Source organism: Marinibaculum pumilum (genome assembly GCF_042646425.1).
In the GTDB taxonomy this organism is placed as follows: domain Bacteria; phylum Pseudomonadota; class Alphaproteobacteria; order Ferrovibrionales; family Ferrovibrionaceae; genus Marinibaculum; species Marinibaculum pumilum.
The window spans coordinates 669,820-687,701 of record NZ_JBHRTR010000054.1 but is presented as its reverse complement, the minus strand read 5'-3'; the positions used below and the strand labels follow the sequence as shown (position 1 = coordinate 687,701).

The window sequence follows — 17,882 nt, the reverse complement described above, 5'->3', positions numbered from 1 at the left end:
CCGTGGTGCCATTGCCCGCGCCGACAGCCAGGAGCGTTGCCAGAGCGGCGCAGAGCAGCAGCCGAAGCATGCCGGTCCTGTTTCCACCGTCGATCATCGTCGCAGGCTAGGCCGGTCGCCCGCCGGCGTCGACCGCCAATCTGACGCAGCCTGTGGTGCTGCCGGGCGGCGGCCTATTCGGCCCAGAGTGCGGCGCGGACGTTGCGCGGCAGGATGCCGATCTCGTTGCGGACGGCGGTGACGCCCGGCACGTTCTCCGCTGCGACACCAGCTGCCCGCCGTTCGGCATCCGAATTCACAGAGCCCCAGAGATGCGCCTGGCCGGCGGTGACGACGACGCTCAGGAAGTCGGTGCGCAGCCCGGCCTCCTTCAGGGCCGCTTCCACCGCGGACTTCAGTTCCGGATCGTCGCGCTCGGGCACCGGACCGGCCTGCCGGGCGATGAGCCCGCGCAGCAGATCGGCGCGGCTGACGATGCCGACCAGCCGGCCATCCGCCACCACCGGTACCCGCTTGATATGCCGGCGCTCCAGGATTTCTGCGATCTTCTCCAGGCTGGTGTCCGGCGTGACGGTGTAGGGGTCCGGGGTCATCACGTCCCGGGCATGGCCGCCATGGCTCTTCACATAGTCGAGCGCGCGCTCGTGCGGTTCGGAGAGCAGCGACAGCCACCAGGAGGGATGGCGCTCTGTGCCGGATTCGCGGCGGCGCATCAGGTCGCCTTCGCTGACGATGCCGAGGATGGCGCCCTTGCCGTCCAGCACCGGCACGGCGCTGATCCGCTTCTCCATCAGCAGGGCGGCGATCGCCGCCACCGCGGTCTCCGGACCGACCGTGAACACCGCCTCGGTCATCACGTCCCTGGCCTGCATCTCGTCTCTCCCCTGTGGCGCGACCTGTCTGTCGCCCATTCGTCCGCGTCGTTGCGTGCGCGCAACGATGATGGACCCGGCACGGTTCCGCCACCTTGCGCCAGATCAAGTTCCGGCGCAGCCGGCACCGCCCCTCGCAGCAGCCCGCGCAGGTCAGCCCGCCGTCGTGGCCGTGGCAGCCAGGGGGCCGAAAAATCCGACGACCAGGGCCAGGCGCCCCTCCGGATCGACCTGTACGATATCGATGCTCTCCGGCTGCGGGCTGCCGTCCGCCGCGACCAGGTGCCAGGCGAAGCGGGCCATGTCGTGGTGCAGGTCGACCACGCTGGTCACGACAAGCCGGGCGCCGGGGCGCGCGGCACGGCGTTCCTCGATCAGGTCGACCAGGGCCGCCCTGCCGCGGACATCCGCGCGCGGGTCCACATAGCGGCCATCCGGCGCCCAGATGCGGGCCAGCACGGCGTCCCGGTCGGCGCGATGCTCCAGGTTCCAGGCGCTCAGATAGGCATCCACGAGGCGGCGGGCGCTGTCGCTGTCGAAGGGCATGTCCGGCGGTCCACCATGTTGGGAGCGGAAGGTCGGGCCAACGGTGCGGTCCGGCGGCGAAGGGGTCAACGCCCCCGGTTGCGGAGCCGGACATCGGGGCCTTGCCGGTGCGGCGGGATCCCCGCATCCTGTCCCGATGACGGAGAATGCGCTTCTGGTCGATCCGGCCTGGCTGGCCGATCGCCTCGACGATCCCGGCGTCCTGGTCCTGGACTGCCGGGTGACCCGCGTGCCGCAGCCCTCGGGCCCTTCGCTCTGGCAGAGCGGGCGAGGGGAGTGGGAGGCCGGCCATATTCCCGGCGCCGGCTATCTGCACATGGTCGACGACCTGTCGGACCCCGATCATCCGGTGCCCTTCATGCTGCCGGTGCCGGCGCGGATCGCGGCGGTGCTGGCGCGCTTCGGGATGCGGCCCGACACCACCATCGTGGTCTACGGCGCCGCGGCCGATATGGCGGCGCATCGCGCCTGGTGGGTGCTGACGGCATCGGGCTGTGCCGACGTGCGGGTACTGGACGGCGGCCTGAAGCGCTGGCAGGCGGAGGGACGGAAGCTGGATGCTGGCGCGGTCGATTTCCCGCTCGCGCCGCCGCTGGACCTGCAGCCGCGGCCCGGCATGGTCGCCGACCGTGAAGCGGTGCGCCGCGCGATCGACGATCCCGGCGCCTGCATCGCCAATGCCCTGCCCGAGGCGATGTTTCGTGGCGAGGGGGAGCAGGTCTATGGCCGGCGCGGCCGCATCGCCGGCAGCGTCAGCCTGCCGGCGGAGCGGCTGATCGATCCGGACAGCGGCTGCTTCCGGCCGGTCGCGGACCTGCAGGCGCTGTTCGCGGCGCGGATCCCGGCGGGCAGCGAACGGGTGATCCCCTATTGCGGCGGCGGCATCGCGGCCAGCACCCTGGCGCTGGCCCTGACCGCTGCCGGGCACACCGGCATCCAGCTCTACGACGGCTCCCTGATGGACTGGGCCTTGGACCCCGACGCCCCGATGGAAACCGGCTGAGAGCCCTTTACGGCAGGGTGTAGCGCGCCGCCTCACCCGGTTCCGGATCGGCCGCGAGGCGGCCGTCGCCGGTCATGTGGATCAGGTGCGCCAGGACCGAGCGCGCCGCCGCCGGATGCAGGTAGGACGGCACGTCCTTGTACATCCGGGCGACCATCTCCGGGATCGTGTGCAGCCCGTCGCCCACGCAGGCCAGGATCTGCGCCTCGCGCGCCTCGCGATGCGCGATGAAGGCCTGCACATGTTCCTGCGGGTTCGGGATGGCCGGGCCGTGGGTCGGATAGTAGATCTCCTCCCCCCGCGGCAGCAGCTTGCGCAGGCTGGCGAAATAGTCGGCCATGTTGCCGTCCGGCGGCGAGACGATCGAGGTCGACCAGCCCATCACATGGTCGCCGGGGAACAGGACATTCTCCTCCTGCAGGGCGAAGCAGAGATGGTTGGAGATATGGCCGGGCGTGTGGATCGCCTGCATCGTCCAGCCCTCGCCGCGGATCATGCCGCCATCGCCGATCCGCACATCGGGCCGGAACACCATGTCGCCATCCTCCTCCGACTTCGCGCCCCGCGGCGGGGTGGGATGCGGTCCGAAGCCGTAGATCGGCGCGCCCGTCCGGGCCGACAGTTCCACCGCCAGGGGCGAATGGTCGGCATGGGTATGGGTGATCAGGATGTGGCTGACCTTGCCCTCCGCCGTTGCCGCCAGCAGCGCGTCCAGATGCGCCGGCAGCTCCGGGCCGGGATCGATCACCGCCATCTTTCCCTGCGGGTCGCCGACGATATAGGTGCCGGTGCCGTGGAAGGTGAAGGCGGAGGGATTCTCCGCGATCACGCGACGCACCAGCGGCGACATCCGGTCGACCTCGCCGTAGCGGAACTCCATCTCGCGGTGGAAGGTGATGGCCATGTAACCTCGGACTGGGTTCGGGACTGCAGGGTGCCGGTCAGGCTTGCCCCGCACCGGCCGTGCCGGACAAGGGTTCGACCAGGAGCCAGAAGCCGCCCGGCGTGCGCTGCAGGTGCACGATCTCGAAGAAGCGGCAGAGCCGCGGCAGCCACCACGACGGCGGCTGCTGGATCAGGTGGGCGTTGCGCCCGTCGGGCAGGTGCTTGATCGCCGGGCCGGTATGGATGGTGAAGACGCCGACCCGCTGCATGATCCCCTTCAGGTCGGCCAGCACGGCGTCCAGATGCTCCATCTCGATATGTTCCAGCACGTCGATACAGGCGACCAGGTCGGCGGGCTGCGGCGTCCCGTATTCCGGAAAGACCGGGTCGTAGGGGAAATAGTCGAATTCCGCCCGGCCGAGCTCCGTCATCTTCCTGCGCAGGTTGCACTTGCCGGCGCCGTAGTCGGCGATGCTCTTCGCCTTCACCTGGTCGGCGACGGCGATCACCAGCTCGGCATATTGCAGCGAGGCGACGCCGTAGTTCGGGTTCTGGTGCAGCTGCTTCTGCTGTTCCAGATAGGCTGGGGATATGGTCATGTGCGGGACTCTAAGCCGGGCCCGCGAGGTCTGGCTAGGGGGCAGGCTGGAGGACCGACAGAACAGCCGCCGGGAGGACGGAAATGGCTGAAACCGCCGATGCCATCATCATCGGGGCAGGACTGGCCGGGCTGGTTGCCGCGACGGAACTGGCCGATGCCGGGCGCCGGGTGGTCGTGGTCGAGCAGGAGCCGGAGCAGAATATCGGTGGCCAGGCGTTCTGGTCGTTCGGCGGCCTGTTCCTGGTCGATTCGCCGGAGCAGCGTCGCATGGGAATCGCCGACAGCCGCGACCTCGCCTGGCAGGACTGGCTGGGCAGCGCCGGCTTCGACCGCGCGGAAGACCGCTGGCCGCGCGCCTGGGCGGAAGCCTATCTGGAATTTGCCGCCGGCGAGAAACGCGCCTGGCTGCGCGCCATGGGGCATCGCCTGTTTCCCGTCGTCGGCTGGGCGGAGCGCGGCGGCGGCGCGGCGACCGGGCATGGCAATTCGGTGCCGCGCTTCCACGTGACCTGGGGCACCGGGCCGGGCCTGGTCGAACCGTTCGTGCGGCGCGCGCGGGCGGCGGAGGCGGCGGGCCGCCTGCGCTTCCTCTGGCGCCACCGGGTGGATGCGCTGGCGCTCTCGGCCGGCCGCGTGACCGGCATTGCCGGCAAGGTGCTGGAGCCGTCCGACGCGCCCCGGGGCGCGGAGAGCTCGCGGGTGGAGGCCGGCGACTTCGAGCTGTCGGCGCAGGCGGTGATCGTCGCCGCCGGCGGCATCGGCGGCAATCACGACCTGGTGCGCCAGGCCTGGCCGGCGCGGCTGGGCCGGCCGCCCGGCTACATGGTCTCCGGCGTGCCGGCCCATGTCGACGGACGGATGATGGCCATCGGGGCGGCGGCCGGCGCCCGGATCATCAACGGCGACCGCATGTGGCACTATGTCGAGGGCCTGCGGAACTGGGCCCCGATCTGGCCGGCGCATGGCATCCGCATCCTGCCCGGCCCCTCGCCGATGTGGTTCGACGCCACCGGCCGCCGCCTGCCGGCGCCGAACTATCCCGGCTACGACACCCTGGCCACCCTGGCGCACCTGACGGCGACCGGGCACGACCATTCCTGGTTCGTGCTGAACCGCAGCATCATCCGCAAGGAGTTCGCCCTGTCCGGATCGGAACAGAATCCCGACCTGACCGGGCGCAGCTGGCGCATGGTCGCCCGGCGAGCCGTGGGCGGCCGGCCGCCGGCGCCGGTGGAGGCCTTCCTGGCGCATGGCGCGGATTTCGTGACCGCCACGGCGCTGCCGGACCTGGTGGCCGGGATGAACGCCCTGGTCGGCGCCGACCTTCTGGATGAAGCGGACCTGGAGCGGGAGATCCGCGCCCGCGACCGGGAGATCCGCAACCCCTTCACAAAGGACGCGCAGGTGGCGGGGATCCGCAATGCCCGCCGCTATCTGGGCGACCGGCTGATACGCACAGCGAAGCCGCACGAGATCCTGGACCCGACGCATGGCCCGTTGATCGCGGTCCGCCTGAACATCCTGACCCGCAAGACCCTGGGCGGCTTCGAGACCGACCTGCAGGCACGTGCCCTGGACGCAAGCGGCGCGCCCGTCCCCGGGCTCTATGCAGTGGGGGAGGCGGCCGGCTTCGGCGGCGGCGGCATGCATGGCTACCGCTCGCTGGAAGGGACTTTCCTGGGGGGCTGCCTGTTTTCCGGCCGGCAGGCGGGCCGGGCCCTGGCCGGGGCGCTGGGCTGACCCCGCCCGGCGCCGCATCGCCGCCCGCCGGGCCGTCGCGGCGAAGCGGCGGGGACAGGCATGCCGGATTGTCGGAAAAGTCGCGGCGCTGGTCGGAGTGAGTGGATTCGAACCACCGGCCCCTGCCTCCCGAAGACAGTGCTCTACCAGGCTGAGCTACACTCCGTCGCCGCGCGGGCGCCTCTATTAGCCGATCATCGGGGTGGGAGCAAGGGGCGAGATCGGCGATGCTGCCGCCGGCGGAAAACCATCTGCCGGCCGCCGCAACGCGGTTCCTCAGTGGCGCCGCTCGATGCAGAACTCGACGACGGACTGCATCGCATTGCGGGTATCGCTTTCCGGGAAGATGTCGAGCGCGGCGATCGCCCGTTCGCCATAGCGGCCGGCCAGGGCGATGGCGTCGGCCACCGCGTTGTGCCGCTCCAGCAGCTCGATGGCGCGGCCCAGATCGGCCTCTTCCTGTTCCAGATCCGCCATCGTGCGGGTCCAGAAGGCGCGTTCTTCGGCATTGCCGCGCTGCATCGCCAGCACCACCGGCAGGGTCATCTTGCCCTCCCGGAAGTCGTCGCCGATGGTCTTGCCGAGTTCCTGCTGTTCCGCCGCGTAATCCAGCGCGTCGTCCACCAGCTGGAAGGCGACGCCCAGGTTCAGGCCGAAATCCTCCAGCGCGTCGGCTTCCTCCACCGGGCGGTTGGCGATCACGGCGCCGACCCGGCAGGCGGCGCGGAACAGCGCCGCGGTCTTCGCCTCCACCACCTGCAGGTAGCGCTCCTGGGTGGTTTCCACGTCGTTCTGGGTGGTGAGCTGCAGCACCTCGCCCTCGGCGATCACCGAGGCGGCGTTGGCCAGGATCCGCAGCACCTCGATCGAGCGGGTCTCCACCATCAGCTGGAACGACCGGCTGAACAGGAAGTCGCCGACCAGCACCGACGGCTGGTTGCCCCAGACCGTGTTGGCGGTGGCGCGGCCGCGGCGCATGTCGCTCTCGTCGACCACATCGTCGTGCAGCAGGGTCGCGGTGTGGATGAATTCCACACAGGCGGACAGCAGGATGTGGCGGCCGCCGCCATAGCCGCACAGTCGCGCCGCGCCGAGGGTCAGCATCGGCCGGATCCGCTTGCCGCCGGATGCGATCAGGTGGCCCGCCAGCTCCGGGATCAGCGGCACGTCGCTGTCCATCCGGCGCAGGATCTCCTCGTTCACCTTCTGCAGGTCGCTGCCGACCAGTTCCAGCAGTGGCGCCAGCTTGGCGCGCTTGGCTTCGTCGATGGCCTGCGCAGAGGGGCGGCCGCGCACTTCGGGGTTCGTCACAAGGGTCACGGAAGCTGTCTTTTCGGGGCTGTCCGGGCGGGCGGCGTCGACCGCGCGTCCGGCATCTGGCTGCAGGTCCTGCCGTGGCGGCGCAGCCGCGGCGCGACGGATTGCGGGACGGGTTTGGAGCGCCTCCGCCCTGGATTAGGGTGTTCGTGCAGGCGAGAATAGTTTCCTGCCTTGCCCGGTCAAGCTGCATGCTGCACCGCAGCGTGGCCGCCGGGCGGCATCCCGGGCACGGAGGGCCGATGATCGAACTGTTGCGGACCAATGACGCGGTGCTGATCTCCTATGTCCAGGCCCTGCTGGCCGATGCCGGCGTGGAGGCGGTGGTGCTGGACCAGCATACCAGCAACCTCGAAGGCTCCATCGGCGCGCTGCCGCGCCGCATCATGGTGCTGGAGGAGGACGAGGCCGCCGCCCGCGGTGCCCTGACGGAGGCCGGGGTCGAGATGCCGGCGAAGCGCGGCTGAGCGTGCCAGCGGCGGCGCCGGGCCGGAGCGCAGGCGGCGCCATGCCGACCGAGAGCCGTCCGACCGGGACCTGTCCGGCCGATGCCTTCCCGACCGATACCTTCGCGCCGGACGCCTTTCTGGGAGGTCGTCTGCACCTGCGGCAGCCGGCCGGTCTGCAGCGCGCCGGTTCCGACGCCGTCCTGCTGGCCGCGGCGGTTCCGGCGCTCTCCGGCCAGCGGGTGGTGGAGATCGGCACCGGCACCGGCGCAGCGGCGCTCTGCCTGCTGGCCCGGGTTGCCGGCACGGCGGTGACAGGGGTGGAACTGCAGGCGGATGCGGCCCTGGCCGCGGCGCAGAACGCCGCGGCCAACGGGCTGGCGGTACGGTTCCGGGTGATCTGTGCCGATGCCTTGCGGCCGGCGTTCCGCCGGCGGCTGGGCCATGCGGTGTTCGATCATGCCATGGCGAACCCGCCGTTCTTCGCCGCGACCGGCCGCCGGCCGGCGGAATCCCCGGCGCGGGAACGGGCCCGGGCGGAGAGCGCAGCCGGCGACCTGGCCGCCTGGGTGGCGGTTCTGGCCCATCTGGTCCGGCCGGGCGGCACGGTGACCGTGATCCAGCGCATCGAACGGCTGCCGGACCTGCTGGCGGCCTTTCCGGGCGGCGGCCGGGGGCTGGCGGCGGCGCCGCTCTGGCCCCGTTCCGGCCAGCCGGCGAAGCGCGTTCTGCTGCGCTGGCGCAAGGATGGCCGGGCGCCGTTCCGGCTCGGTCCCGGGATGGTGCTGCATGGCGGTGACGGGCGCTACCTGCCGGTGGCCGAGGCGGTCCTGCGCGACGGCGCCGCGATCCCCGACACGGCGTTCTGACTGACACGGCGTTCCGACCGGGACGGCTGCCGCATTTCCGCAGATTGCTTGCTGTGGCGCACCGCGCCGCCTATCTACCCGCCATGTCCAGCACAGATCAGTCCGCCGCGCAGCCGGGTCCGGATCCGGCGCGCGCGCCGAGGCCGGCGGAACGGCGCGCCCTCTGGCCGCCGCGCCGCTGGTTCCGCCGCCGGCCGCAGGTCACCGTCCTCAGGCTCTACGGCGTGATCGGCCCGCCGGCCGGGGGGCTGCGCGGCTCGCGCCTGAACCTGGAGGCGCTGGCCGGCCCGATCGAGGAGGCCTTCAAGCCGAAGGGGCTGGCCGCGGTGGCGCTGGCGATCAACTCGCCGGGCGGCGCGCCGATGCAGTCCGCCGCGATCGCCGGCCGCATCCGCCAGCTGGCCGACGAGAAGAATGTCCCGGTCATCGCCTTTGCTGAGGATGTCGCCGCCTCCGGTGGCTACTGGCTGGCCTGCGCCGCGGACGAGATCTATGCCGACCGTGCCTCCATCCTGGGGTCGATCGGTGTGATCGCCGCGGGATTCGGCGCGCAGGGCCTGCTGGAGAAGCTGGGTCTTGAGCGACGCGTCCACACCGCCGGCACGCAGAAATCCTTCCTCGACCCGTTCCTGCCGGAGCGGGCGGAGGATGTTGCCCGGCTGAAGGACCTGCAGAACCGGCTGCACGAAGCCTTCACCGACTGGGTGCGGGCGCGGCGGGGGACGAAGCTGGCCGCCGACCGCGAGGCGGAGCTGTTCAGCGGTGCCTTCTGGCTGGGCGGGGAGGCGCAGGCGCTGGGCCTGGTCGACGGAATCGGCGACCTGCGCAGCGTCATGCGGGCGCGTTTCGGGAAGAATGTCCGGCTGCGGCCGATCCGCACCCGGTCCTCCTGGCTGCAGCGGCGCATGGGGCTGCACATGGATCGCCAGGGCGGCCCGGTTTCCGCTGCCGACTGGGCGCCCGGCCTTGCCGTGCTGCCGGAGCGGATCCTGGCTGCGGTGGAAGACCGCCTGTTGTGGAATCGCTTCGGCCTGTAGCATGGATGCCACGACCGTCGGCGATTCCGCCGCCGGCCATTGCCGTTCCGGTGAGCCCCATCGCGAGAGCCCGACCCTGACATGCTGCTGAAGATCCTCGTCATCATCGTCGCGATCGGCGCGGTGGCCATCGCCTTCCGCTCCTGGGGCCGCAAGGAAGGGCCGCCGGCCCGGCAGGATCCGCCGCCACCACCGCCCGATCGGAAGGCGCATCCCGATGCGGCGGAAACCATGCGCTGCCGGGTCTGCGACGCCTTCGTGCCCGTCGGCTCGAAGGCGGCCTGCGCCCGGCCCGACTGTCCGTTCGGGGAGAAGCCGTTCGGCTGACGACCTCGCGTGCGGCGGCTGCTACGCCGTGTCCGCGGCGAAGGCGGCGTTGATCCGCTCTTCCTGTTCTTTCGCGTCGCGCGGTCGCAGCTCCGCCAACGGCACTTCCAGCCGGTAGGACATGCCGGTTGGCCCGATCTCGCGGCTGGCACGGCCCCGGAGGGCAGTCGGCACCGCGCGTTCCAGCAGCATGGTGCCGAAGCCGCCATGGGCGGCGGTCGCCGCGGCGTCGCGATCCGGTGCCGGGCGGTGCGGCCAGTCCTCCTGCCAGTCCAGAACGAAGGCGGTGCCGGGATCCTCTGCGCCGCCGGACAGCCGCCAGTTGAGCCGGACCCGGCCCGCCTCGCCGGACAGCGCGCCATGCTTCACCGCGTTGGTCGCCAGTTCATGGATCGCCAGGCCCAGCTGCTGCGCCGCTTCCGGCCGCACCAGGAGGTCCGGCCCTGCGATGGCGATCCGGTCGGGGAAGGTGTCCAGGGAATGGGCGAGCTGGCCACGCAGCAGGTCCTCCACCGCGGCGCCGTGCCACTGGTTGCGGACCACGGCGTCCAGCGCATCCGCCAGGGCGGCGAGCCGGCCGGTCAGCTTGTCCAGGAAGTCGCCCTTGTCGTCGCTGGTCTTGGCGGTCTGGTAGGCCAGGCTGCGGATCACCGCCATCAGGTTCTTCGACCGGTGCACCACCTCGCGGGTCAGGATGCGCAGGCGGTGATTCGCCTCCTCCACCTCCGCGGTGCGGTCATGTACCCGCCGCTCCAGCTCCGCCTTCATCGCGCGCAGCTCACGCAGGGTGCGCTCGTGCGCCTCGATCTCCGCGGCCAACTGCTCGTTGCTGCGCTGCAGGATGGCGGGGCTGGGGATCGCCAGGGCTTTCGGGATCAGCGGGAAGATGACGATGGCGGTCGCGACGGAGACCAGGGCGGTCGCCAGCTTCAACGCGCCCTGGACCTCGTAGACGGCGAGCCACAAGGTGATCGCCGACATCACATGGGTCAGACCGCAGAACAGGATGAAGGCTGCAAACAGCATCGCCAGGCCGGAGAACTGCAGGTCCGGCCGGCGGCGCAGGAAGATCACGATGGCCGCTGGAATGGCGAAATAGGCCAGCGCGATGGCGATGTCGGAGCCGGCATGGAGGGCGATCAGCCACGGTTCCCACAACAGGCAATAGCCATGCGCCATGTAGGAGACGGCGTCGAGCAGCTGCTGCATGGTCGGTTCGTTCCCCGCTCCGGGCGTGCCGGTCCCGCGCCGGCACCGCTGTTCTGCGGTCACGATATCCATGCGCCCGGCGACTTGCCATGGCCGCCTGCGGCAGCGTCTGCGCATACCGCCATAGGATCGGCCGCTGCGGACGAAAGCAGAAGGCCCCGCTGCTTGACCGGCCCGGGGCCGCTGGCTAAGTTCCGCGCGCTCTTCCGGAACCCGAGACAGACAAGGCGGCAATGGCGATGGCCAGGCGTCCTGCAGCCGGGGCGCCGTCATTCCAGGATCTCATACTGACCCTACAGCAGTTCTGGGCGGCGCAAGGCTGTATCATCCTGCAACCCTATGACATGGAAGTCGGCGCGGGCACCTTCCACCCGGCCACGACCCTGCGCGCGCTGGGGCCCGAACACTGGTCGGCGGCCTATGTCCAGCCGTCGCGCCGGCCGAAGGACGGTCGCTACGGCCAGAACCCGAACCGGCTGCAGCACTACTACCAGTTCCAGGTGCTGCTGAAGCCCAGTCCCGACGACATCCTGGACCGCTATTTCGACAGCCTGCGCGCGATCGGCATCGACACCAACGCTCACGACCTGCGCCTGGTCGAGGACGACTGGGAAAGCCCGACCCTGGGCGCCTGGGGCCTGGGCTGGGAGATCTGGTGCGACGGCATGGAGGTCACCCAGTTCACCTATTTCCAGCAGGTCGGCGGCTTCGACTGCCGGCCCGTGTCGGGGGAGATCACCTACGGCCTGGAGCGCCTGGCGATGTACGTCCAGGGCATCGACAATGTCTACGACCTGGACTGGAACGGCGCCGGCGCCACCTATGGCGACGTTTTCCTGCAGGCCGAGCGCGAATTCTCCGCCTACAATTTCGAACATGCCGACACCCAGGTGCTGTTCCGCCGCTTCGGCGAGTGCGAGGCGGAATGCCTGCGCCTGACCGAGGCGAAGCTGCCCCTGCCGGCCTATGACCAGTGCATGAAGGCAAGCCACACCTTCAACCTGCTGGATGCCCGCGGGGTGATCGGCGTGGCGGAGCGGGCGGCCTATATCGGCCGGGTCCGCACCCTGGCGCGGGCCAGCTGCACCGCCTGGCTGGAGAGCCGCGGTCATGGCGCTCCCACTGGGGGTTCCTCTGCCGGGGAAGCGGGCTGAACCGATGGCCGAGCTTCTGCTGGAGACCCTGTCCGAAGAAATGCCGGCGCGCATGCAGGCCGATGCGGCCGCTGCGCTGGAGCGGCTGGTGCGCGAGCGCCTGGTCGCGCAGAACCTGGATTTCGACTCGATCGCGAGCTTCGTGACGCCGCGTCGCCTGGCGCTGCAGGTCAGCGGCCTGCCGCTGGAGCAGGCGGGCCGCACGGAGGAACGCCGCGGCCCCCGCGCCGACGCGCCGGAGAAGGCGATCGCCGGCTTCCTGCGCGGCGCCGGGCTGGAGAGCGTGGACCAGTGCGAGGTCAGGGAGACGCCGAAGGGCAGTTTCCTCTATGCCGTGCAGCGCATCGAGGGCCGCCCGACGGCGGAGATCCTGGCGGAAATCCTGCCCGACGCCCTGGCGGCATTGCCCTGGCCGAAGAGCATGCGCTGGGGCGATACCGACCTGCGCTGGGTGCGGCCGTTGCATGCGATCACGGCATTGCTGGACGGCGAGGTGGTGCCCTTCGCCTTCGGCCATCTGACCAGCGGCCGGACCACCCGCGGGCACCGCTTCCTGGCGCCGGACCCGTTCGAGGTGATGGGCTTCGACGACTACCGGACGAAGCTGCGTGCGGCAAAGGTGGTGCTGGATCCGGCCGAGCGGCGGGCAATCATCGCGGAGACCGCGGCGAAGGCCGCCGCGGCCGAGGGCCTGGCCGTGGCCGAGGATCCGGGCCTTCTGGCGGAGACCGCGGGCCTGGTGGAATGGCCGGTGGTCCTGCTGGGCGGCTTCGACCGCGACTTCCTGGAGATCCCGCGCGAGGTGCTGGTCACCTCGATGCGCACGCACCAGAAGTATTTCGCACTGAACGATCCGGCGGGCCGGCTGCAGCCGCGCTTCGTCATCGTCTCCAACATGCAGGCCACCGATGGCGGCGCCCGGATCGTCGCCGGCAACGAGCGTGTGCTGCGGGCACGCCTGTCCGACGCCCGCTTCTTCTGGGACACCGACCGCCGGACGAAGCTGGCCGACCGGGTGGGCGCACTGGACGGCATCGTCTATCACGCCAAGCTGGGGAGCCTGGGCGAGAAGGTGGCGCGGATGCGGGTACTGGCCGCGCGGATCGCGCCACATGTGCCCGGCGCCGATGCCGCCGCCTGCGATCGGGCGGCGCTGCTGGCGAAGGCCGACCTGACCAGCGAGATGGTGGGCGAGTTCCCCGAGCTGCAGGGCATCATGGGACGCTACTACGCCCTGCATGACGGCGAGGATGCGGCCGTGGCGGAAGCCGTGGCGCAGCACTACTCGCCGCTGGGGCCGAACGACCGCTGCCCGACCGACCCGGTGGCGGCGGTGACCGCGCTGGCCGACAAGCTGGACACCCTGGCCTGCTTCTTCCGGATCGGCGAGAAGCCGACCGGGTCGCGCGATCCGTTCTCGCTGCGCCGTGCGGCGCTGGGCATCATCCGCATCGTGCTGGAGAACGGCCTGCGCCTGCCGCTGCGCCCGCTGCTGGGCGAGGCGGCGGAGGAGGTGCTGGCCTACATGGCGGACCGGCTGGTCGTGCATCTGCGCGACGAAGGGGTCCGGCACGACCTGATCGCCGCCGCCTTCGCCCCGGCCGGACAGGAAGCGACCGGCGGCGGCGATGCCGGCGCGCCGGACGATATCCTGCTGCTGATGAAGCGTGTCCACGCGCTGGGCGATCTGCTACAGAGCGATGACGGCGCCAACCTGCTGGCCGCCTATCGCCGGGCGGCGAACATCGTCGCCATCGAGGAGAAGCGCGACGGCCGCGCCTATGACGGCGCCGCCGACCCGGCGCGCTTCGCCGCGGCGGAGGAGCAGGCGCTGGCCACCGCGCTGGAGACGGCTGCGGGCCGGGCCGGCACGGCGCTTGCGGCGGAGGATTTTGCCGGCGCCTGTGCGGCGCTGGCGGGCCTGCGCCAGCCGGTCGACGATTTCTTCGACCGGGTGACGGTAAATGCAGACGAAGCGGACCTGCGCGAGAACAGGCTGCGGCTGTTGCGGCGGATCAGGGGAACCCTTGACGCCGTAGCTGACTTCTCGCGCATCGAGGGCTAGTTGCGGCCGGCCGCGGCGGCGGACGCGGCGCGCACCACCATGACGAGGCAGAGATGAGCGAAACGGCGATGCTCCGGACCGACGAAGCCACCCAGAAATGGGTCCTGAACTTCGGCGGCGGTTCGGCCGAGGGCCGCGCGGACATGCGCAACCTGCTGGGCGGCAAGGGCGCCAACCTGGCGGAGATGAGCAATCTGGGCCTGCCGGTGCCGCCGGGCTTCACCATCACCACCGAGGTCTGCACCTGGTACTACGACCATGGCGAGACCTACCCCGACGGCCTGAAGGCACAGGTCGACGAGGGCCTGCGCGAGATCGAGGCGAAGGTCGGCGAGGCGCGCTTCGGCAGCCCGGAGCTGCCGCTGCTGGTCTCCGTGCGCTCCGGCGCCCGCGCCTCGATGCCCGGCATGATGGACACGGTGCTGAACCTGGGCCTGAACGACGAGACGGTGCAGGGCCTGGCGAAGGCCTCCGGCGACGAGCGCTTCGCCTGGGACAGCTATCGCCGCTTCATCCAGATGTATTCCGACGTCGTGCTGGGGGTCGGGCACGAGCATTTCGAGGAGCTGCTTGAGGTCCACAAGGAGGACCTGGACGTCACCCTGGACACCGAGATCGAGGCCGACCAGTGGCAGATCCTGGTGGAGCGCTACAAGGCGCGGGTGCAGGAGGAGACCGGCGCGCCCTTCCCGCAGGACGTCCACGACCAGCTCTGGGGCGCGATCGGCGCCGTCTTCGGCAGCTGGATGAACCAGCGCGCGGTGACCTATCGCCACCTGCACAACATCCCGCGCGAATGGGGCACGGCGGTCAACGTGCAGGCGATGGTGTTCGGCAATATGGGGGAGACCTCCTGTACCGGCGTCGCCTTCACCCGCGATCCCTCCTCCGGCGAGAAGCAGTGGTACGGCGAATACCTGATCAACGCCCAGGGCGAGGACGTGGTCGCCGGCATCCGCACGCCGCAGCAGCTGACGATCGCGGCGAAGAAGCTGGCGCGCGGCAACAAGCCGGCGATGGAAGAATCGATGCCAGAGCTCTATGCCGAGCTGGTGAAGGTCTTCGAGCGCCTGGAAGGCCATTACCGCGACATGCAGGATATCGAGTTCACGGTGCAGCGCGGCAAGCTCTGGCTCTTGCAGACCCGGTCGGGGAAGCGCACCGCCGCCGCCGCCGTGCGGATCGCGGTGGAGATGGTGCATGAGGGCCTGATCGGCGAGGAGGAGGCGGTCGGCCGGGTCGATCCCGCCGCGCTGGACCAGCTGCTGCACCCGATGCCGGACCCGAAGGCGCCGCGCAAGGTGATCGCCACCGGTCTGGCGGCATCGCCCGGCGCGGCCGCCGGCAAGGTCGTGTTCGAGGCAGACGAGGCCGAGGCGATGGCCCAGAAGGGCGAAAAGGTGATCCTCTGCCGGATCGAGACCAGCCCGGAGGATATCCACGGCATGCATGCCGCCAAGGGCATCCTGACAGCCCGCGGCGGCACCACCAGCCATGCCGCCGTGGTGGCCCGCGGCATGGGCCGGCCCTGCGTGTCCGGCGCCGGGTCGCTCCGCATCGATTCCAAGAAGGGCCAGATGCTGGCCGGCCAGACGGTGGTGCAGAAGTACGACATGATCACCATCGACGGCTCCACCGGCGAGGTGATCCTGGGCGAGGTGCCGACCATCGAGCCGGAGCTGACCGGCCAGTTCGCCGACCTGATGGTCTGGGCGGACAAGGTGCGGCGCCTGAAGGTGCGCACCAATGCGGAGACCCCGGCCGATGCCGAGACGGCGCGCAAGTTCGGGGCCGAGGGGATCGGCCTGTGCCGCACCGAGCATATGTTCTTCGAGGCCGACCGCATCGCGCTGGTGCGCCAGATGATCCTGGCCGGCGACAAGGCCGGCCGGGAGAAGGCGCTGGCGAAGATCCTGCCGATGCAGCGCGACGATTTCGTGCAGCTGTTCCGGATCATGGCCGGCCTGCCGGTGACCGTGCGCCTGCTGGACCCGCCGCTGCACGAGTTCCTGCCGAAGACCGACCAGGACCTGGCCTCCGTCGCCTATGCCACCGGCATGGATGTCGACGAGCTGCGCCAGCGGGCGATGAGCCTGCACGAGTTCAACCCGATGCTGGGGCATCGCGGCTGCCGCCTGGGGATCACCTTCCCCGAGATCTACGAGATGCAGGCCCGCGCGATCTTCGAGGCGGCGATCGCCGTCGGCAAGGAGCTGGGCGAGACCGTCGTCCCCGAGGTGATGATCCCGCTGGTCGGCACCAAGCCGGAGCTGGAGATCCTGAAGCGCAAGGTGGAGGCGGTCGCCGCCACCGTGGCGAAGGAGAACGGCGCCGACGAGATCCGCTATCTGGTCGGCACCATGATCGAGCTGCCGCGCGCGGCGCTCCGCGCCGGCGAGATCGCGGAAGCCGCGGACTTCTTCTCCTTCGGCACCAACGACCTGACGCAGACCACCTTCGGCATCAGCCGCGACGATGCCGGCAGCTTCATGGATGCCTATATCCGCGGCGGCATCCTGCCCACGGATCCGTTCGTCACCCTGGACCAGGACGGGGTCGGCGAGCTGGTGGAGATCGCCAGCGAGCGCGGCCGCAGGACCCGGCCGGACCTGAAGCTCGGCATCTGCGGCGAGCATGGCGGCGACCCCGCCTCCATCGCCTTCTGCGAGAAGGTCGGGCTGGACTATGTCTCCTGCTCCCCCTACCGGGTGCCGATCGCCCGGCTGGCCGCCGCACAGGCGGCGCTGAAGCCGGCCGAACGGGACGTCTGATCGACGGCGGCCGTCGCGCCGCTGTTTCCGGTGGCGCATGCAGGGCGGAACGAATCCAAAGGCCGGCGGGTTTCCGATCGAGGTTTGATCCGGCACGTTTCGGGGACACGCCGCGTCGCGTTTCGGGGACACCCGCGTTTCGGGGACACCCGCGTTTCGGGGACACGATACATAATTGCCGGCAGCCCCCGGCCGTCGCGGAAGCACGATACGTGATTGACGGGTGGTGCCGGAGGCGCGACCCTCCGGCATGGCCCGCCTTGCCCGCATCGTCGTCCTAGGCGTTCCCCATCATGTCACCCAGCGGGGCAATCGCCGTCAGGAGATCTTCTTCGCGCCTGGCGACTATGCCGCCTATTGCGCGTTCGTCGCGGAGGCCTTTGCAGCCCGGGCCGTGACTTGCCTCGCCTGGTGCCTGATGCCGAATCATCTGCATCTGGTGCTCGTGCCGGGCGAAGCGGACGGGCTTCGCGGCGCCCTTGGCGAGGCGCACCGGCGCTATTCACGGCGGGTCAATGCGGCGCAGGGCTGGACCGGCTATCTGTTCCAGGGGCGCTTCGCGAGCTATCCGATGGATGAGGCGCATCTGATGGTCGCGGTGCGTTATGTCGAGCTCAACCCGGTTCGTGCAGGTCTGGTGCGGCGCGCGCAGGACTGGCGCTGGTCCAGTGCGCGACACCATCTGGAGGGAGCCGATGACGGGTTGACCGACCGCGCGGCACTGGCGGGGATCCATCGCAACTGGAACGCCATGTTGCGGCATGGCCTGGAGGCGGGCGACCTGCCCGAGGCGGAGGTGGCCGTCCTCGAGGCACATCAGCGCACCGGCCGGCCGCTGGGGGACGATGCGTTCATCGCACGGCTGGAACGAGAAACGGGTCGGCACCTGCGCAAACGGAAGCCAGGGCCGAAGCCTCGATCGTTGCGTTAGGTATTGTGTCCCCGAAATACTGCGGCCGCTGGGGGACGATGCGTTCATCGCACGGCTGGAACGAGAAACGGGTCGGCACCTGCGCAAACGGAAGCCAGGGCCGAAGCCT

16 protein-coding genes and 1 tRNA gene are annotated in these 17,882 nt (G+C 70.5%); 10 read left to right on the top strand and 7 right to left on the bottom strand.

Annotated features, from left to right (window positions below):
• Positions 1-173: 173 nt before the first annotated feature.
• Together ACFOGJ_RS30065 and ACFOGJ_RS30060 are read right to left on the bottom strand one after the other, a co-directional pair.
• Complete coding sequence (locus tag ACFOGJ_RS30065) at positions 174-872, bottom strand: CBS domain-containing protein (protein ID WP_379907027.1); 699 nt, start codon at positions 870-872, stop codon at positions 174-176.
• A gap of 153 nt (positions 873-1,025) precedes the next feature.
• Entirely contained in the window at positions 1,026-1,418 is a 393-nt protein-coding gene (locus ACFOGJ_RS30060) for a nuclear transport factor 2 family protein (protein WP_379907026.1), read from the bottom strand.
• Between the two features lie 136 nt (positions 1,419-1,554).
• Here ACFOGJ_RS30060 and ACFOGJ_RS30055 point away from each other — a divergent pair, with 136 nt between their 5' ends.
• Entirely contained in the window at positions 1,555-2,421 is an 867-nt protein-coding gene (locus ACFOGJ_RS30055; protein WP_379907025.1) for a sulfurtransferase, read from the top strand.
• Positions 2,422-2,428: 7 nt separating this feature from the next.
• On the opposite strand, the gene ACFOGJ_RS30050 is transcribed toward ACFOGJ_RS30055, so the two are convergent.
• Together ACFOGJ_RS30050 and ACFOGJ_RS30045 are read right to left on the bottom strand one after the other, a co-directional pair.
• A complete protein-coding gene (locus ACFOGJ_RS30050) occupies positions 2,429-3,325 on the bottom strand; it encodes an MBL fold metallo-hydrolase (protein ID WP_379907024.1) in 897 nt (298 codons plus the stop codon).
• Positions 3,326-3,362: 37 nt separating this feature from the next.
• Positions 3,363-3,905, bottom strand: coding sequence for a hypothetical protein (locus ACFOGJ_RS30045; protein ID WP_379907023.1), 543 nt, complete (start codon positions 3,903-3,905; stop codon positions 3,363-3,365).
• Positions 3,906-3,988: 83 nt separating this feature from the next.
• On the opposite strand from ACFOGJ_RS30045, the gene ACFOGJ_RS30040 reads away from it, so the two are divergent.
• Positions 3,989-5,647 (top strand): FAD-binding dehydrogenase, encoded by a 1,659-nt coding sequence (locus ACFOGJ_RS30040; RefSeq protein WP_379907022.1) that lies wholly within the window; start codon positions 3,989-3,991, stop codon positions 5,645-5,647.
• An 89-nt stretch (positions 5,648-5,736) separates the two neighbouring features.
• Here the strand turns inward: ACFOGJ_RS30040 and ACFOGJ_RS30035 are convergent.
• Both ACFOGJ_RS30035 and ACFOGJ_RS30030 read right to left on the bottom strand, forming a co-directional pair.
• Positions 5,737-5,813 (bottom strand) — tRNA-Pro (locus ACFOGJ_RS30035).
• A 110-nt stretch (positions 5,814-5,923) separates the two neighbouring features.
• A complete protein-coding gene (locus ACFOGJ_RS30030; RefSeq protein WP_379907090.1) occupies positions 5,924-6,958 on the bottom strand; it encodes a polyprenyl synthetase family protein in 1,035 nt (344 codons plus the stop codon).
• Positions 6,959-7,206: 248 nt separating this feature from the next.
• Between ACFOGJ_RS30030 and ACFOGJ_RS30025 the strand changes: the two genes are divergently transcribed.
• The 4 genes from ACFOGJ_RS30025 (at position 7,207) to ACFOGJ_RS30010 (ending at position 9,643) form a co-directional block, all read left to right on the top strand.
• The gene (locus ACFOGJ_RS30025; RefSeq protein ID WP_379907021.1) at positions 7,207-7,431 is read left to right on the top strand and encodes a putative signal transducing protein; all 225 of its coding nucleotides are present in this window, start codon (positions 7,207-7,209) and stop codon (positions 7,429-7,431) included.
• 41 nt (positions 7,432-7,472) lie between these two features.
• The gene (locus ACFOGJ_RS30020; protein ID WP_379907020.1) at positions 7,473-8,279 is read left to right on the top strand and encodes a tRNA1(Val) (adenine(37)-N6)-methyltransferase; all 807 of its coding nucleotides are present in this window, start codon (positions 7,473-7,475) and stop codon (positions 8,277-8,279) included.
• Positions 8,280-8,362: 83 nt separating this feature from the next.
• Entirely contained in the window at positions 8,363-9,316 is a 954-nt protein-coding gene (locus tag ACFOGJ_RS30015) for a S49 family peptidase (RefSeq protein ID WP_379907019.1), read from the top strand.
• Between the two features lie 81 nt (positions 9,317-9,397).
• Entirely contained in the window at positions 9,398-9,643 is a 246-nt protein-coding gene (locus ACFOGJ_RS30010; protein ID WP_379907018.1) for a hypothetical protein, read from the top strand.
• A gap of 21 nt (positions 9,644-9,664) precedes the next feature.
• Here ACFOGJ_RS30010 and ACFOGJ_RS30005 read toward each other — a convergent pair whose 3' ends face one another.
• Positions 9,665-10,852, bottom strand: coding sequence for a sensor histidine kinase (locus ACFOGJ_RS30005; RefSeq protein WP_379907016.1), 1,188 nt, complete (start codon positions 10,850-10,852; stop codon positions 9,665-9,667).
• A 239-nt stretch (positions 10,853-11,091) separates the two neighbouring features.
• Between ACFOGJ_RS30005 and ACFOGJ_RS30000 the strand changes: the two genes are divergently transcribed.
• The 4 genes from ACFOGJ_RS30000 (at position 11,092) to ACFOGJ_RS29985 (ending at position 17,773) form a co-directional block, all read left to right on the top strand.
• Positions 11,092-12,006 carry a glycine--tRNA ligase subunit alpha gene (locus ACFOGJ_RS30000; RefSeq protein WP_379907015.1) on the top strand — a complete coding sequence of 305 codons (915 nt, stop codon included), beginning with the start codon at positions 11,092-11,094 and terminating at the stop codon, positions 12,004-12,006.
• A 4-nt stretch (positions 12,007-12,010) separates the two neighbouring features.
• Positions 12,011-14,071 carry a glycine--tRNA ligase subunit beta gene (glyS, locus tag ACFOGJ_RS29995; protein WP_379907013.1) on the top strand — a complete coding sequence of 687 codons (2,061 nt, stop codon included), beginning with the start codon at positions 12,011-12,013 and terminating at the stop codon, positions 14,069-14,071.
• A gap of 53 nt (positions 14,072-14,124) precedes the next feature.
• Positions 14,125-16,842, top strand: coding sequence for a pyruvate, phosphate dikinase (gene ppdK, locus ACFOGJ_RS29990; protein ID WP_379907011.1), 2,718 nt, complete (start codon positions 14,125-14,127; stop codon positions 16,840-16,842).
• Between the two features lie 250 nt (positions 16,843-17,092).
• Complete coding sequence (locus ACFOGJ_RS29985; protein ID WP_379907009.1) at positions 17,093-17,773, top strand: transposase; 681 nt, start codon at positions 17,093-17,095, stop codon at positions 17,771-17,773.
• Positions 17,774-17,882: the final 109 nt, after the last annotated feature.

Excerpts from the sequence above, each read along its gene's own strand:
- glyS (WP_379907013.1), top strand. The coding sequence starts at position 12,011 with ATGGCCGAGCTTCTGCTGGAGACCCTGTCCGAAGAAATGCCGGCGCGC.
- ACFOGJ_RS29985 (WP_379907009.1), top strand. The coding sequence starts at position 17,093 with ATGGCCCGCCTTGCCCGCATCGTCGTCCTAGGCGTTCCCCATCATGTC.
- ACFOGJ_RS30065 (WP_379907027.1), bottom strand. The coding sequence starts at position 872 with ATGCAGGCCAGGGACGTGATGACCGAGGCGGTGTTCACGGTCGGTCCG.
- ACFOGJ_RS30020 (WP_379907020.1), top strand. The coding sequence starts at position 7,473 with ATGCCGACCGAGAGCCGTCCGACCGGGACCTGTCCGGCCGATGCCTTC.
- ACFOGJ_RS30055 (WP_379907025.1), top strand. The coding sequence starts at position 1,555 with ATGACGGAGAATGCGCTTCTGGTCGATCCGGCCTGGCTGGCCGATCGC.
- ACFOGJ_RS30045 (WP_379907023.1), bottom strand. The coding sequence starts at position 3,905 with ATGACCATATCCCCAGCCTATCTGGAACAGCAGAAGCAGCTGCACCAG.
- ACFOGJ_RS30060 (WP_379907026.1), bottom strand. The coding sequence starts at position 1,418 with ATGCCCTTCGACAGCGACAGCGCCCGCCGCCTCGTGGATGCCTATCTG.
- ACFOGJ_RS30040 (WP_379907022.1), top strand. The coding sequence starts at position 3,989 with ATGGCTGAAACCGCCGATGCCATCATCATCGGGGCAGGACTGGCCGGG.
- ACFOGJ_RS30050 (WP_379907024.1), bottom strand. The coding sequence starts at position 3,325 with ATGGCCATCACCTTCCACCGCGAGATGGAGTTCCGCTACGGCGAGGTC.
- ACFOGJ_RS30015 (WP_379907019.1), top strand. The coding sequence starts at position 8,363 with ATGTCCAGCACAGATCAGTCCGCCGCGCAGCCGGGTCCGGATCCGGCG.
- ppdK (WP_379907011.1), top strand. The coding sequence starts at position 14,125 with ATGAGCGAAACGGCGATGCTCCGGACCGACGAAGCCACCCAGAAATGG.
- ACFOGJ_RS30005 (WP_379907016.1), bottom strand. The coding sequence starts at position 10,852 with ATGCAGCAGCTGCTCGACGCCGTCTCCTACATGGCGCATGGCTATTGC.
- ACFOGJ_RS30000 (WP_379907015.1), top strand. The coding sequence starts at position 11,092 with ATGGCCAGGCGTCCTGCAGCCGGGGCGCCGTCATTCCAGGATCTCATA.
- ACFOGJ_RS30025 (WP_379907021.1), top strand. The coding sequence starts at position 7,207 with ATGATCGAACTGTTGCGGACCAATGACGCGGTGCTGATCTCCTATGTC.
- ACFOGJ_RS30010 (WP_379907018.1), top strand. The coding sequence starts at position 9,398 with ATGCTGCTGAAGATCCTCGTCATCATCGTCGCGATCGGCGCGGTGGCC.